Consider the following 15,497-nt stretch of genomic DNA (forward strand, 5'->3'; position numbering starts at 1 on the left):
TGTATGATTGCTCCTTAGTTGTCGTCGTCTTCTTTGTTGGCCGTGTATACGGTGCGTTTTCTGGCCATCTCGTCATTTTCCAGATATTCATCGTAAGTTGTGATCTTGTCGATCAGCTTACCGTCCGGCAGGATTTCCATGATGCGGTTGGCCGTTGTCTGGACGAACTGATGATCGTGACAGGAGAAGAGAGCGACGCCCGGGAACTTGATCAGTCCATTATTGAGGGCAGTGATCGACTCCATATCCAGATGGTTGGTCGGCTCGTCGAGGACGAGACAGTTTGCGCCGGAGATCATCATCTTGGAGAGCAGGCAGCGCACCTTTTCTCCACCGGACAGCACTTTTACTTTTTTGACGCCGTCTTCCCCGGCAAAGAGCATACGCCCGAGAAAACCGCGGACATAAGTGACGTCTTTGATGGCGGAATATCCGGTCAGCCAGTCGACGATCGTCAGATCGTTATTAAATTCTTCGGTGCTGTCTTTCGGGAAATATGCCTGAGAGGTTGTGACCCCCCATTTGTAAGTCCCTTTGTCCGGTTCCATCTCTCCCATAAGAATCTGGAATAAGGTTGTCTTTGCCAGTTCATTGCTGCCGACGAAGGCGATCTTATCATCATGGCCTAAAATAAAGGAGATGTTGTCCAGTATTTTCTCACCGTCGATCGTCTTGGAGATGCCTTCCACGGAGAGTACTTCGTTACCGATCTCGCGCTCCGGCCGGAAATCAATATAAGGATATTTACGACTGGACGGTTTGATTTCCTCCAGCTCGATCTTTTCCAGCGCCTTCTTACGTGAGGTGGCCTGCTTTGATTTGGAGGCGTTGGCGGAGAATCGGGAAATAAATTCCTGCAGCTCCTTGATCTTTTCTTCCTTTTTCTTGTTGGCTTCCTTCATCTGCCGGATCAGGAGCTGGCTAGACTCAAACCAGAAGTCATAGTTTCCGGCATAGAGCTGAATCTTGCCATAGTCAATGTCGGCAGTGTGGGTACATACTTTATTTAAGAAGTAACGGTCGTGGGATACGACGATAACCGTATTGTTAAAATTGATCAGAAACTCTTCGAGCCAGGCGATGGCGTCAAGATCGAGATGGTTGGTCGGCTCGTCGAGCAGCAAAATGTCCGGATTGCCAAACAGAGCCTTGGCCAGCAATACTTTTACTTTCTCATTACCGTTGAGGTTTTTCATCAGGCTGTCATGATACTGTGTCTCGATACCGAGGCCGTTCAAGAGCATGGCGGCGTTGGACTCTGCCTCCCAGCCGTCCATCTCCGCAAATTCTGCCTCCAGTTCGCTGGCGCGGATGCCGTCCTCATCGGAGAAGTCTTCCTTTGCGTAGATGGCGTCTTTTTCCTTCATAATCTGATAGAGGCGCGGATTGCCCATAATGACGACATCCATGGCCGGGTATTCATCGTATTTGAAGTGATCCTGTTCGAGAAAGGACAGACGCTGTCCCGGTGTCATGGAAATATCACCTTTGGTCGTTTCCAGCTGTCCGGATAATATTTTCAGGAAAGTGGATTTTCCCGCGCCATTGGCGCCGATGAGACCATAGCAGTTGCCTTCGGTAAATTTAATATTAACGTCCTCAAATAAGGCTTTTTTTCCGATCCGTAATGTTACATTGTTTGCGCTTATCATAACTTTTGACCTTTCTTTCTTAATACTTTGGAATGTTTCAGTTCCGCTTTTATCCGTCTTTTCCTATTTTACAGAAAATATAGGATTTTGCAAGGAAAATGTGTTATACTTACCGTATTATACAGGAAAAAGGAGATGATACCTATGAGCAATCAGGTGATCGTGATCAGCCGTCAGTTTGGCAGCGGCGGAAGAAAAATAGGAAAGATATTGTCGGACAGACTTCAGATTCCATATTATGATATGGCGTTGATTGAGATCGCTTCCAAGCGCAGCGAGGCGGATTACACGTCTCTTCTGGAGGTGGATGAGAAGAAGATCAGCCGTAAGTGGTATTCCTTCCCGATGGAGGTGGGCCCGGGGTATCAGATGAAGAAAGTTCCCATGAACGAAGAGCTGTTCAGCCTTCAGGCGGAGATCATCAAGGATCTGGCGAACCAGAGTCCCTGTATCATCATCGGCAGAGGGGCGGATTATATTCTCAGAGAAAATGCGAGAATGCTCAGTGTCTTTATCCATGCGGATATGGAGACAAAACTGGAAGTTGTATGCAGGCATTATAATCTTTCCCGGGAAGATGCGCTGTCACTGATCCGCAAGACAGACAAACAGCGCAGTGTTTATTATAATTATTATACGGAATATAAATGGGGCGACATCAATAACTATGACATCTCGTTAGACCGGGGCCGGATCGGCATTGACAAATGTGTGGATATTCTGGAGACGCTCTATCAGTCTCTTTAGAGGAGGAACGGTGCCTGACCGGGAGCGGAATCATTCTGGACAAATACAGGCAAAATCGGTATAATGAAATTGAATTTCCGGCTGTGGTTCAGCGATGATAAACCGGGAAAACTTAAGAGATGAGAGGTATGGTTTATGGGATACGGAGCGCTTCCTTTGGAGAAAAGACTGAAGGAAAACATTAAAAATTACGGGCTTGACAATCTATATCAGATCGTGGAACTGAAAAAACAGATGTTATTGCTGCAGGAGCTTACGGGGCTGAAGATTCTTCTGACAGACAGACATGGGGAGAAGATGGCTGCCGTAGGAAATTTTACGGATTTCACACCTGACGTAGTGGGGGAACCCGGCAGAAAACTGCGCGTGGCCAATCGGACGGTGGGACATGTGTATACGAAAGAGGACGCGGTGGAAGCCGGAAAAGAAAAGCTGGCGGCGGACTTTCTGGAAGCACTTGTGCGGACGTGGGAGCGGCTGGGGGAAGAAGTGTTTACGAACAAAGAGAGCGCCGTCTATATTGACGAGATAGAACAGCAGTTGGAGAAGGAGCAATATCAGGTCAAACATGGAGAGAAAGAAGACGTGCTGACCGGAGTGCTGAACAAGACATATTTTGAGGAGCGCATGAAAGTGCTGGATCGTCTGGAGACCGTACCGGTGGCGGCAGTGGAGGCCAATATCAATGACTGGAAATTTGTCAATGATCATTACGGGGACGAGGAAAGTGACAGACTGATCCGTCTGATCGCTCAGATCTTAAAGGAAGAGGCCGGAGAAGAATACATACTGGGCCGTGTGGACGGCGATGTTTTCCATATTGCCATTCCGACTGCCGACGAGGAAGAAGCGGAGGGTTATGTCAAACGGGTGCAGAGCAGATGCGATGCCTGTGACGATGATAAACTGACACCTTCCGTAGCCGTGGGCATCATGTACAAGAGCAACGTGGAAGAAAAGCTGGAGGATGTGTTTGCCGAGGCGGAATATAAAATGTTTGAGAATAAATATGAGATGAAGCATTCGGTAGCTTATCAGGAGCGGTTGCACAGGAACTTGAAATGAGGGATTTGAGACAGAGACCGGGAACTGATTAAACCGGAAGCGAATACAGACTGATGACGGAATGCGGCCGGTCCTGCGATAGCAGGACCGGTTTTTTGTGTACCCGGGCGGGAACAGAACTTTTCAGACTGCTGCTTGACTTCTAAATCTTACTAATGTAATATTTGGAAGAAGAAAGTACGGAAGAGGACGCAGAGATATGAGGCGGCGAAGCGTGGGAAGGAGAACTTTATGAAAAGACAACATTGTATTGGGAAGACAGTATGTCTGGTGATCACCGGTATTTTTATTTTGGGAGGCTGCGGCAGACAAAAACAGGAAATCCCGGAGAGCGCGGACAAAGAGTATGCGGTGGAGACAGAGGAAACGGAACAGACAGAAGAGACAGAACAGACAGAAGGGACAGTGCAGGCAGAGGGGACAGAGCAGGACGATATAGTGCAGGATGATACCATTTCGGAGCCGGAGACAGTGGAGGCCGACTGGGCACAGTACTTTGATGGTCTCAATGGCGCCGCGGTTCTCTATGATCCATCGGCTATGCGATATACGGTATACAATCGGGAACTTGCACAGACGAGACGGTCCCCCTGTTCCACATTTAAGATCATCTCTTCGCTGGCGGCCCTGGAGAGCGGGGCGATTGACCCGGACGATTCCCTTCGCATCTGGAGCGGAGAGACATTCTGGAATGAAGACTGGAATCATGATATGGAGTTTCAGGAGGCATTCCGCGTCTCCTGTGTCTGGTATTTCCGGGAAATCATCGACGAGATTGGGCAGGAGACAATGCAGAGAGAGCTGGACAGACTCCAGTATGGCAACTGCGATAGCTCCGACTGGGAAGGGCGGCAGAATACAAATAACAGCAATCGCGCGCTGACCGGGTTCTGGATCGAATCGTCACTGCTGATTTCTCCACAGGAACAGACAGAAGTGATGGAACGCATCTTTGGAGAAAATTCTGCCTATTCGCAGCGGACGTTAGATGCGTTAAGGCAGGTTATGCTGACAGAACAGGAAGAGACAGAAATAACTGTCTATGGTAAGACCGGCATGGGCAAGGCAGAGGGTGTTGTCGTTGACGCATGGTTTACCGGATTCGCGGAGCGAGCGGAGGGTCCTCTCTATTTTTGTGTATATCTCGGGAGAACGGATGGGAAAACGGTATCCAGCGCTGCGGCGAAGGAGATTGCAGTGCGGCTGGTTGCGGACGCCTGCTGCGGCTTGCTTCCGGAGGCTGATCAGAATTAGTCCCAGATCCCCAGATCAGAGAGAATCGAAAGGGTCAGTTCTGCCGCCCGGGGGCCGGTTGCCAGCCGTTCATTCTGGATATTGGCTGCAAAAAAATACAGATGCCCGTCATGTTCGATATAGCCGATAAACCAGCCGGAAATATTTTCTCCGTCCCTTTCTTCCGTCCCGGTTTTTCCATAGAGCGTACCATAGTCGGAGGAACCGAGACAAATGGCATTTTTCACAGTCTCAATATGTTCGGGTGAGAAATCAAACTGATTATAGTAAAATCTCTGCAGCAGTTCGACCTGCTCGACGGGAGAGATCTTCAGAGAAGAGTCTGTCCAATAGGAGGAGAGGTCTTCCCTGACCGTCTGATTGCCATATCCGATCTGCCGGATATAATCATGTACGGCAGACAGATCCGACTGCCGGTCGATCGCCTGGAAATACCATGTCACGGAGTTTCGCATGGCGGACTCCAGCGTCTGGTCACAATTCCACTCGTCGTATTCGTGGTGTTGTCCGTCCCATAGTATGAGCGTATCTTCCGGCGTGATGATTCCTGATTCGAGACCGAACAGGGCGCTGTATATTTTGTAAGTGGAGACCGGGGAGATGCGCGTCACCGCACGCTCCTGATCATAGATCTGCCAGGTGTCCTGGGCACTGTCATAGAGGACAAAGCTGCCTTTATTTTCGCCAAAGGAGTCGCCAAGATCAATCGGGGTAATATGTCTGCCCTGCTCCTGGAAGACATAACGGTCGCTGGCCGCGGCCCGGGTAGAGAGAAAGGGAGCAGCGGTCAGCGTGAAGACGGCGAGAAGTCCGCATACAAAATAGCCGCACACTTTCTTTTTTAATGGCTGCGGTCGATAACTGGCAATGTTTATGATTCTTTTCCTTATCTGTGTTATGCCTCCACCGATGCCGGAGGCAAAGGGAAAGGGGGAAAGCGACAGTTTCTCAGCAAAATCAATCAAAGTATATCCATAATCTGCATAGGCGTCCTGCGACAGCATATTGAGCACGGAAGTATCACAGGCAATTTCGCAATCATTTCGCATCTCTCTCAGGGCATACCAGACAAAAGGATGAAACCAGTATAGAATGTGGATGACATTGACGAAATGGTTGACAAGTAAATCTTTATGTTTATAGTGCTGCAGTTCATGCAGAAGCAGATAGCGCATACGCTTCGTGTCCCGATCGGAGATCAGATGGATCGGCAGGTAAATGCAGGGCCTGAAAAGTCCTGCGATGACGGGAGATTTTAAAAATGCCGTACTGTAGACGGGAATGTCTCCGGCCAGATTCATTTCAGCCAGACAATTATGATACAGTCTGCGGATGGCCGTATTTTGCAGCGGCAGTGCCGATCGCCTGAAATGGTGAAAACGGATGGCAGCTCTCGCCAGAAGCAGCGCCATGACTGCGATACCGGTGATCCAGATGACGAAAAACAATAAACTGAGACCGGAAAGCGTCTCCCCGCCGACTGACATTCCATAGTCGTTTTGCCAGGCATCAGCGCCGGAGGGCTGCAATACTTGCGTCTTTGTGAGCAGGGGGGCCATATGGGAGGTTGTCATATCGCGCAGTCTACTGAATATGGAAAACATCCGGAAAGAATGGCCTGCAGGGAGCGGCAGAAAGGGAACGCTCAGAAGACCGAGCGGAAGAAACCACAGATTATACTGCATACGGCTGGTAAGACTGTTTCGAAACAGATGTTTTGCCGCCAGGAGAATACCGATCATAGCGCTGATCATTAAGTTGCATAGAAAGAAACGGATGATAAAATCGTTCATGTCAGGCACCTCCTGTGCATACTGCACATTTAAGTCTTACGCTTGTAATAGAAAATATTATAAAAGATCTCGTTTCCGATGTCAATGTGTGGGCGTCTGCCTGGCCGATCAGAGAATTGCTCAGGCAGTACAAAGGAGAAGAAAATCTAAAATAAGTATAAAATCTGCCGGAGATGGAAAAATTAAGAAAAAAAGAGTAATAAAGAGTATATATAAGTTATTAATAGATAAATAGAGAAAACAAAAGATATATTGGGTTGCAGAAGGCTATGCAAAAAACTAATATATGGATAGTTCTTAGCACTCAATCAAAGTGAGTGCTAATAAATCAAAGAATAATCATCGATTTCAGTAAAGGACAGGAGGCATTCTAAATGAAATTAGTACCATTGGGTGACAGAGTTGTATTAAAACAGTTAGTTGCAGAGGAAACAACCAAATCCGGAATCGTTCTTCCGGGGCAGAGCAAAGAGAAACCACAGCAGGCAGAAGTGATCGCGGTCGGGCCGGGCGGTGTCGTGGACGGCAAGGAAGTAAAGATGGAAGTGAAAGTCGGAGATCAGGTTATCTTCTCCAAATATGCAGGCACAGAAGTGAAACTGGACGAAGAAGAATATATCATCGTCAGACAGAACGATATTTTAGCAGTGATTGCGTAATTATAAAAAATCAGGTAGGAGATGGAAAATTATGGCAAAAGAAATCAAATATGGAGCAGAAGCAAGAGCAGCCCTGGAGGTGGGCGTTAATAAACTGGCGGACACAGTACGCGTTACGCTTGGACCGAAAGGAAGAAACGTTGTCCTTGACAAGTCTTACGGCGCGCCGCTGATTACCAATGACGGTGTGACGATCGCCAAAGAGATCGAACTGGAAGACGCTTTTGAGAACATGGGCGCACAGCTTGTGAAGGAAGTGGCAACGAAGACAAACGATGTGGCAGGTGACGGTACGACGACAGCAACCGTACTGGCACAGTCCATGGTACACGAAGGGATCAAGAATCTGGCAGCAGGCGCTAACCCGATCATTCTGCGCAAGGGAATGAAAAAGGCTACGGACTGCGCAGTCGATGCGATCGCTAAGATGAGCGCCAAAGTCAGCGGAAAGGAGCAGTTTGCGAGAGTGGCAGCCGTTTCTTCCGGAGATGAAGAAGTCGGCAACATGGTTGCGGATGCGATGGAAAAAGTGACAGGCGACGGCGTGATTACGATCGAAGAGAGCAAGACGATGAAGACCGAACTCGACCTGGTGGAAGGAATGCAGTTCGACAGAGGATATATTTCCGCTTATATGGCAACCGATATGGATAAAATGGAAGCCGTACTGGATGATCCTTATATTCTGATCACAGATAAGAAAATCAGCAACATTCAGGAGATCCTCCCGGTTCTGGAGCAGATCGTACAGTCCGGCGCGAAGCTGCTTATCATTGCGGAAGATGTGGAAGGCGAAGCGCTCACAACTCTGATTGTGAACAAACTGCGCGGCACCTTTAACATTGTGGCAGTGAAAGCTCCCGGATATGGTGACAGAAGAAAAGCAATGCTGGAAGACATCGCGATCCTTACAGGCGGTCAGGTCATCTCTGACGAACTTGGTCTGGATCTGAAAGAAGCGACACTTGACCAGCTTGGACGTGCAAAATCTGTCAAAGTACAGAAAGAAAATACGGTTATCGTGGACGGTGCAGGCGATAAGGCGGCAATCCAGGCGAGAGTTGCCCAGATCAAAAATCAGGTGGAAGAGACAACTTCTGACTTTGACAAGGAAAAACTGCAGGAGAGACTTGCAAAACTTTCCGGCGGCGTGGCAGTCATCCGCGTAGGCGCTGCAACAGAGACAGAGATGAAGGAAGCAAAACTGCGCATGGAAGATGCGCTCAATGCGACAAGGGCAGCGGCAGAGGAAGGAATTATCTCCGGCGGCGGTTCCGCTTATATCCATGCGGCAAAGGAAGTTGCCAAACTGGCAGATACGATGCAGGGTGATGAGAAGACAGGCGCGAATATCGTGTTGAAAGCACTGGAGTCTCCGTTGTTCCATATCGTAGCCAATGCAGGTATGGAAGGAAGCGTTGTTATCAACAAAGTGAGAGAGTCCGAAATTGGTATCGGCTTTGATGCGCTGAAGGGCGAGTATGTGGATATGGTGGCAGCCGGCATTCTGGACCCTGCCAAAGTAACAAGGAGCGCTCTGCAGAATGCGACAAGCGTTGCCTCCACACTCCTGACGACGGAGTCCGTGGTAGCCAACATCAAGGAAGATGCTCCGGCAATGCCGGCAGGCGGCGGCATGGGCGGCATGATGTAAGACACAGACAGACAAAAAGATTCGGTATGCCGCAGGCGGGAGTCAGGGACTCCCGCCTGTTTTTATTGCAGTCATTTTGCCGTTGAACGGTCCGGGAAATGACTGTGAGCTTATGTACACTTGGTCAGGCGGCATATGGATGCACGGAAAAGGGAAGACAGCTTACGCCGTCTTCCCTTTTCGGTTACTATACTATGAGGGGGAGTATTTATGAAGAACTTAATCTTAATAGATTAAGAGTGTTGGTAGTCGAAGCTAATACCCTGCATACGCGTCTGACATGAGTACTAACTCCTTTGATGGTTTTATTATATATGGGAATTATGTCCAAATCGTGTCCGATTTCTAAAAAGAAAAGAAAAAAATTATTAGAAAAAAATAATGAATAAGTGATCAAAAAAGAAAGCGGCAGTTATCCGTCAAGCCGGGGAAGACGGCGGGTCACAAAAGGCGCGGCATGATAGCCGAGCAGTCCGCCGAATGTATTGAACATCAGGTCGTTGACATCAAAAATGCGGTATGGAGACGGATAGATGCCATAGAGAGCGCTGAGCTGTGTCAGTTCAAAAAAAAGTGAGAGAAGAAAGGAAAGCGCTACGGTCTGTTTCAGGCTGCGGTGGAAATAATATCTCATATAAATGCCAAACGGAAACAGCAGGCCGATATTACCGCCGATTTGGAACCAGGCGGAGTGTGAGATGTTCACGGTCCCGGTCTCGTACCAGACCCAGGATGCCTGTTCTTTGAGATCATGGAGAAAGGCCAGCGGGTGAAGCTGGACACGCATGGGGAGCGGATGGGCCAGAACATAGTCGAAGGATGGCAGGGGTGTGATAATATAAAAATACATACAGGTGAGATAGAAAACAAACAGATACATAGCGGCTATACGGAAGAAGATAATTCTGCCGTATTTTCGGTGTTGGTAGAGCAGACAGGGGAGGAGGAAGAGAACGGTGATCAGGGGAAAAAGGGCATATATAAGACGTAATGGTATCAAGTATTCGTGCATAAAATAAAACTCCTTATCAGATCCTGGCGATTATGCCAATAACAGTGTAGCGGATTTTCCATTCATTGACAAGAAGGATTATTTGTGATACGGTCAGAAAAATAAACGGTCGGATTGGATGGACAGAGCAGACCGGAAAGAGGGAGTGCTATGAGAAGGGTATTGATTGTAGTCGATATGCAGAACGATTTTATTGACGGTGCGCTTGGCACAGAGGAGGCCAGGGCCATCGTCGGGAATGTAGTGAGAAAGATCGGCGGATATGAGGCGAAAGACATTTATGCCACGAGGGACACTCATCAGCAAAACTATCTCGATACGGCGGAGGGCAGACATCTGCCTGTCGTTCATTGTATCGAGGGTACACCGGGCTGGGAAATCCGTGCCGAAGTGGCAGAAGCGCTGGAGGGCGCTACGATCATCAATAAGCCGGCGTTCGGCAGTATCGTACTGGCAGATCTGCTTCAGGAGGAAAATGACAGAGAAACGCTGGAGATCGAACTGGTCGGCCTGTGTACGGACATCTGTGTCGTGTCCAATGCGCTGCTGCTGAAAGCCGCGATGCCGGAGACCGAAATATCAGTCGACCCGTTATGCTGCGCGGGTGTGACGCCGGAGAGCCACGAAGCGGCGCTGACAACGATGCGGATGTGCCAGATCAGAATTTGCTGACACAGCCCTACAGGATAAGAGTCCTGCCGTTGTCCCGCAGCCATTTTCGCAGTTCTTTATAGTCGGGAAGAACCGTTTCAACCGCATTCCAGAATGCCTTGGAATGGTTCATTTCTTTTCTGTGACACAGTTCGTGGACGACGACATAGTCGAGGACGCGGGGCGGCGCCAGCATGAGACGCCAGTTAAAATTGAGATTTCCTCTGGCGGAACAGCTTCCCCAGCGGGTTTTCTGATCGCGGATGGCGATGGCGCCGTGAGTCACACCGATCACCGTCTCAAAGTAGGCGACTCTGGCAGGAATATACTCTCTGGCAGCCTGACGGTAACGCTTTTCCAGTTGTTCGCGCTGGAGCGGCGTCAGAGTTGACACGGGCACACGTGCTTTCGCCTGTTCCAGTTCCCGGTATTTTGTTATGATCCAGCGTTCTTTTGTCTCCATCAGTTTTCTGGCCTGTGTATAAGTGACGGACAGAGGGACTTTCATGAGCAGGGAAAGGTCCGGTTCCAGAGAGAGGGACCAGGTCTTGCGTCTGCTTTTTCTGATCCGAAAGGGGATCTTGAGAGCAGGAGCGGAGACGGGAGAGAAAACGCCACTTTTCTCGGTTGCGGATTCAGACATTATCATTACCTCATTTCACAGTAATCAGGACGTCGACAGTTCAGATGTACCCTGATACAAGATAGCATATTTTCCGCCGAAAGGGTAGAAGAATCCGCAAAAATAGTATATGATAAAAAAGATCGGCTGCAATACGAAGAAATAAGGAAAGAGGGCGAAAGTATGAATGAATATGCACAGCTTTACATAGCGTTTCTGCGGATCGGCGGGCTGACATTCGGCGGCGGGCTGGCGATGCTGCCAATGCTGAAGTTTGAGCTCGTGGAGAAAAAAAAGTGGATTACAGAAGAAGATCTGCTTGACTGTTATGCGATCGGCCAGTGCACGCCGGGCATTATAGCCGTCAATACGGCGACATTTGTCGGGTATAAAAGGAAAGGCGTATTGGGCGGTATTGTCTCCACGCTGGGAATGGTCACACCGTCTGTCGTTATCATCACGCTTGTGGCAATCTGTCTGCAGGCTTTCATAGAAAATGTGTGGGTGCAGCATGCGCTGATGGGTGTGCGTGCAGTCGTCTGCGCACTGATGCTCAATACGGTTGTTACACTGGCGAAAAAAAGTCTTAAAAATGCGTTTTGCTTTGTGATCTGCGGTGTCGCCTTTGTACTTGCGATGTTTTCTGTCATTCCGACAGTCTGTATCGTGATCATCGCGGCAGTGATCGGTATTATTGTGAATATGGCAGGAGGCAAAAAGGCATGAATGTACAGTTGATGATTCTTATGTTCTGGGAATTTATGAAAATCGGACTCTTTGCGGTAGGAGGCGGACCGGCCACGCTGCCTTATCTGATGGATCTGACAGAGAGATTTGACTGGTATACGATGGAAGATCTGACAAATATGATCGCCATCAGTGAATCGACGCCCGGACCGCTCGGGCTGAATATGGCGACCTATGCGGGCTTTCATACGCTTGGCACATTTGGCGGCATTGTCTCTACTCTGGGACTCGTATTTCCCAGTGTGATTGTGATCATACTGGTTGCCAAATTTCTGGAAAATTTTAATGAAAATAAATATGTACAGGGGGCCTTTGCGGGTATCCGTCCTGCGGTTACGGCGCTGATCGCCGCTGCCGTCTACAGTGTGTGCAAAGTTTCTCTTTTTACGCAGACAGAGGCGGGATATGTGCCTGCGGGGAAAGTCATTCTTTTGTGTGTGATTGTTTTCGGTCTGCTACAGGTAAAGAAACTGCAGAAATATCATCCGGCAGTATGGCTGCTCTTCGCAGTTGTGATCGGGATCGTATTTCGGTTTTGACAGACGAAGGAAACTGTCAGGGAGGTGCAATGGATAAAAACAGCGGGAATAAAGACGGAAGGTGTATCTTAGTCTGTGCGGGTGATCTGGAGATTTCTGAGATCCCGGTGAAGCCGGAGGACTATGTGATTGCGGTGGATGGCGGCTACCTGTACTGTCAGGTGTTTGGGATTGAACCGGATGTGATGATTGGAGATTTTGACTCGCTTGCGGAGACATACTGTGAACAGACGCAGCCACAAGAGAGCGGACGGCCACATGGAGCGGAGGGAAAGAAGCCGCGTGTCATCCGTCTGGACTGTGTCAAGGATGACACGGATACTTTGGCGGCGATCCGGCATGGACTGGAGAATGGCTATCGGGAGTTTCACCTGTACGGCGCGCTTGGCGGACGGCTGGAGCATACGATCGCCAATCTGCAATGTCTGCACTTTCTCAAAAATGCGGGAGCCGTCGGTTACATCTGGGATGGTACGGTGATGATTACGCTGATCCGCAATGAATCGCTCTCCTTCCGGAAAGAGATGGAAGGGTTGGTGTCTGTCTTTGCCGTCGGAGGTGAGGCCAGAGGGGTGACGGAAAAAGGACTCAGATATGCACTTGACGATGCTGTTGTCCGCTGTGATTTTCCGATTGGGGTCAGTAATGAATTTACAGGGCAGAAGGCGGAAATCGAAGTGAGAGACGGCTCTCTGCTCATCGTTGTGCGCTGGGAATAACAGTGGTGACAACTTCATTGACAGGAATAGTTTTGCGTGTATCTGTTAATAATTGGAAAGAAACAGAAACAAGGCAGGAGGGAATTATGAAAAGGAAAATGAAACAGGTTACAAACAAAAAGTGGATGGCCGTCTGGGCGGTCTGTCTTGCAGTCATGCTTACAGGGTGTGGAAAGGAAGAGGGAACGCCCGGTAATGAGGAGCAGACACAGCAGACGGATGAGACCCAGGAGTCCGTCCAGGAGACAGAAAGTGAAGCTGTGCAGGAGCCTGAGACAGAAAGCGATACGGAGCAGGCAAGCGAACTGGCAGTACAGATCAGGACGACACAGAAGGAAGAGATTAAAAATGAGGAAGGGACTGTTCTGCTGACAAGTGATGCAAGTGAAGTCTCGGTGACAATTCCGGGAAATGCACAGGCGCAGGAAGCAGTCAACCAGTTTTTTAAGGATCTGCAGAAATCGTATCGGTCTACTGTCTCAGAGCATGAGGAGAGTGCGGCAAAAGATCTGGATTTCCGGAAGGAAGAAGGGATCGAAAACTGGTTCCCCTATGAGATTGGCAGATACTATGAAGTGAAGCGTGTCGACGAACAGATGATCAGCATCGTGGAGACAAGTTATGAATATACGGGCGGGGCGCATCCCAATTCGGTGAAAGTGGCCTATAATTTTGACACGCAGACAGGGCAGCGCATGACATTGGAGGACGTAGCCTCGGATCTGGACGAGATCAGGACAAAGAGTGTGGAATATCTGGGGCAGATGCTTCCGCAGTCACAGTATGCCGATGAACTGTTTGAAGACTATGCCGGTCATTTGGAAGACATCCTGACGGACAGCACCTGGTATACCGATGAACTGGGCTTTCATATCATCTGCAACGAATATATTATTACGCCGCATTCGTCAGGCATTTTGGATTTCGTCCTGCCATATGATGAAGTGGATGTAGTAGCCGGGGCTTATATTCCGGCGTCGGCGGCCGGTCAACCGGCAGAAAGCTCCGAAGAGCCGGCAGAGGACACTACTGCCGGGACTGAAGATGCAGCCGGAGAGCAGGTGCAGGAGGAGACTACCGAATGATTTCAGAGATGATCGATCTGTATGACGGCGAAGTAATGTGGATCGATCTGCTGCAGCCGGGTCTTGATCATTTCTTTTAATTCGTCTGTCGTATAGGCGGCCTGATAAGGCACTACCACGTCAAAGATCAGATTGGTGTGAGTAGTGCCTTTTACAATGCGGAAATCATGGAGGGACAGTCTGACATCAATTTCCCGCAAAAGCCGCATCATAAGCTGACGGCATTCCAGTGTCTCGCTGTCGTCGTTCATCACAGGGTCCATATGTATGACTGCGGAGCAGTGGAGCTCGCTTTGCAGCTTTTTCTCAATATTGTCAATTGTGTCATGAAGCTCCATCATATTGCCTTTTGCAGGTACTTCCGCGTGCAGGGAGATCATACGCCGCCCCGGGCCATAGTCGTGGACAATCAGGTCATGGACGCCGAGGACGATGTCATATTGTCTGACGAGCTTGTGGATTTTTCTGATAAATTCCGGGTCCGGCGCCTGTCCGAGCAAGGGACTGATCGTGTCTTTGGCTGCATCGACACCGCCGTGGAGAATGAGCAGACCGACGAGAATACCACACCAGCCATCGATATGGTATCCGGACAGTTCCGATATGATAATGGCAATCAGTACGGCCGACGTTGCCAGAGAGTCGCTGAGACTGTCGGCAGCGGTTGCCTTCAGAGCAGTGGAAGCGATCTTCCTGCTCAGAAACCGGTTGTAATAAAACATATACAGTTTGATAAGAATGGAGAGTACGAGTGCGGCCAGCACGGCCGGTGTCACTGTTACCGGTTCCGGATGGATGATTTTGGAGACAGAGGAACGGATCAGTTCCACTGCCATGACCAGGATTATGATGGAAACGATCAGACCGGAAATATATTCACTGCGGCCATGTCCAAAAGGATGATCGGAATCCGCCTCCTGTGCGGCGATCTTGAAACCGATCAAAGTGATGACTGAGGAACCGGCATCCGACAGATTATTGAACGCATCCGCGATCACAGAAATAGAACCGCTGAGAAGACCTGTCATTAACTTCATGGAAAACAACAGGATATTGAGAAAGATACCGAAGGCGCCGCTTACGATGCCATAGCGCTGACGTACCTGTGGATGTTCCGTATTTTCTCTGTCAGGAATGAACAGACGGATTAACAATGTGATCATGAAAACACCTCAATTCATTGTATACGCGATATTCTCAACACTCTAACATTTTTTATGAAAAGACGCAAGAGCTTTTGGAAAATTGATTGCGAAAGCCTGATAAACAGTGTATAATCAACAGATATGGGACATTGG

16 protein-coding genes are annotated in these 15,497 nt (G+C 49.1%); 11 read left to right on the top strand and 5 right to left on the bottom strand.

The features are described 5' to 3' along the window. Positions 1 to 14: 14 nt before the first annotated feature. Positions 15 to 1,652, bottom strand: a complete 1,638-nt coding sequence (locus V1224_06925) for an ATP-binding cassette domain-containing protein (protein ID WWR17157.1) — start codon at positions 1,650 to 1,652, stop codon at positions 15 to 17. A gap of 144 nt (positions 1,653 to 1,796) precedes the next feature. On the opposite strand from V1224_06925, the gene V1224_06930 reads away from it, so the two are divergent. The 3 genes from V1224_06930 to V1224_06940 all read left to right on the top strand — a co-directional run bounded on the left by V1224_06930 (position 1,797) and on the right by V1224_06940 (position 4,718). Further along, positions 1,797 to 2,399: a cytidylate kinase-like family protein gene (locus V1224_06930; protein ID WWR17158.1), complete on the top strand. Its 603-nt coding sequence runs from the start codon at positions 1,797 to 1,799 to the stop codon at positions 2,397 to 2,399. Positions 2,400 to 2,534: 135 nt separating this feature from the next. After that, positions 2,535 to 3,464 carry a GGDEF domain-containing protein gene (locus V1224_06935; protein ID WWR17159.1) on the top strand — a complete coding sequence of 310 codons (930 nt, stop codon included), beginning with the start codon at positions 2,535 to 2,537 and terminating at the stop codon, positions 3,462 to 3,464. 231 nt (positions 3,465 to 3,695) lie between these two features. After that, on the top strand, positions 3,696 to 4,718 hold the full coding sequence (locus V1224_06940) for a penicillin-binding transpeptidase domain-containing protein (protein WWR17160.1): 1,023 nt from the start codon (positions 3,696 to 3,698) through the stop codon (positions 4,716 to 4,718). On the opposite strand, the gene V1224_06945 is transcribed toward V1224_06940, so the two are convergent. After that, positions 4,715 to 6,511 carry a BlaR1 family beta-lactam sensor/signal transducer gene (locus V1224_06945; GenBank protein WWR17161.1) on the bottom strand — a complete coding sequence of 599 codons (1,797 nt, stop codon included), beginning with the start codon at positions 6,509 to 6,511 and terminating at the stop codon, positions 4,715 to 4,717. The two genes, V1224_06940 and V1224_06945, sit on opposite strands and share 4 nt — an antisense overlap. A 374-nt stretch (positions 6,512 to 6,885) precedes the next feature. Between V1224_06945 and groES the strand changes: the two genes are divergently transcribed. Both groES and groL read left to right on the top strand, forming a co-directional pair. Beyond that, entirely contained in the window at positions 6,886 to 7,170 is a 285-nt protein-coding gene (groES, locus tag V1224_06950; GenBank protein WWR17162.1) for a co-chaperone GroES, read from the top strand. Positions 7,171 to 7,201: 31 nt separating this feature from the next. After that, positions 7,202 to 8,824, top strand: a complete 1,623-nt coding sequence (gene groL, locus V1224_06955; protein ID WWR17163.1) for a chaperonin GroEL — start codon at positions 7,202 to 7,204, stop codon at positions 8,822 to 8,824. Between the two features lie 412 nt (positions 8,825 to 9,236). On the opposite strand, the gene V1224_06960 is transcribed toward groL, so the two are convergent. After that, positions 9,237 to 9,674: a VanZ family protein gene (locus V1224_06960; protein WWR17435.1), complete on the bottom strand. Its 438-nt coding sequence runs from the start codon at positions 9,672 to 9,674 to the stop codon at positions 9,237 to 9,239. Between V1224_06960 and V1224_06965 the strand changes: the two genes are divergently transcribed. Beyond that, positions 9,576 to 9,815, top strand: coding sequence for a hypothetical protein (locus V1224_06965; protein WWR17511.1), 240 nt, complete (start codon positions 9,576 to 9,578; stop codon positions 9,813 to 9,815). The two genes, V1224_06960 and V1224_06965, sit on opposite strands and share 99 nt — an antisense overlap. 171 nt (positions 9,816 to 9,986) lie before the next feature. Further along, a complete protein-coding gene (locus V1224_06970) occupies positions 9,987 to 10,508 on the top strand; it encodes an isochorismatase family cysteine hydrolase (protein WWR17164.1) in 522 nt (173 codons plus the stop codon). 7 nt (positions 10,509 to 10,515) lie between these two features. Here V1224_06970 and V1224_06975 read toward each other — a convergent pair whose 3' ends face one another. After that, positions 10,516 to 11,130 carry a M48 family metallopeptidase gene (locus V1224_06975; GenBank protein WWR17165.1) on the bottom strand — a complete coding sequence of 205 codons (615 nt, stop codon included), beginning with the start codon at positions 11,128 to 11,130 and terminating at the stop codon, positions 10,516 to 10,518. Positions 11,131 to 11,292: 162 nt separating this feature from the next. On the opposite strand from V1224_06975, the gene V1224_06980 reads away from it, so the two are divergent. From V1224_06980 to V1224_06995, 4 genes are all read left to right on the top strand, one after another. Further along, complete coding sequence (locus V1224_06980) at positions 11,293 to 11,835, top strand: chromate transporter (protein ID WWR17166.1); 543 nt, start codon at positions 11,293 to 11,295, stop codon at positions 11,833 to 11,835. Then, complete coding sequence (locus V1224_06985; GenBank protein ID WWR17167.1) at positions 11,832 to 12,395, top strand: chromate transporter; 564 nt, start codon at positions 11,832 to 11,834, stop codon at positions 12,393 to 12,395. The genes V1224_06980 and V1224_06985 overlap by 4 nt, the downstream gene beginning before the upstream one ends. Positions 12,396 to 12,424: 29 nt before the next feature. After that, the gene (locus tag V1224_06990) at positions 12,425 to 13,114 is read left to right on the top strand and encodes a thiamine diphosphokinase (GenBank protein ID WWR17168.1); all 690 of its coding nucleotides are present in this window, start codon (positions 12,425 to 12,427) and stop codon (positions 13,112 to 13,114) included. An 86-nt stretch (positions 13,115 to 13,200) separates the two neighbouring features. Continuing rightward, positions 13,201 to 14,199, top strand: coding sequence for a DUF3298 and DUF4163 domain-containing protein (locus V1224_06995; GenBank protein ID WWR17169.1), 999 nt, complete (start codon positions 13,201 to 13,203; stop codon positions 14,197 to 14,199). Positions 14,200 to 14,201: 2 nt separating this feature from the next. Here V1224_06995 and V1224_07000 read toward each other — a convergent pair whose 3' ends face one another. Then, positions 14,202 to 15,362, bottom strand: coding sequence for a cation diffusion facilitator family transporter (locus tag V1224_07000; protein WWR17170.1), 1,161 nt, complete (start codon positions 15,360 to 15,362; stop codon positions 14,202 to 14,204). Positions 15,363 to 15,497: the final 135 nt, after the last annotated feature.

The sequence above is a fragment of the Lachnospiraceae bacterium JLR.KK008 genome (assembly GCA_037015955.1).
GTDB lineage: Bacteria > Bacillota > Clostridia > Lachnospirales > Lachnospiraceae > VSOB01.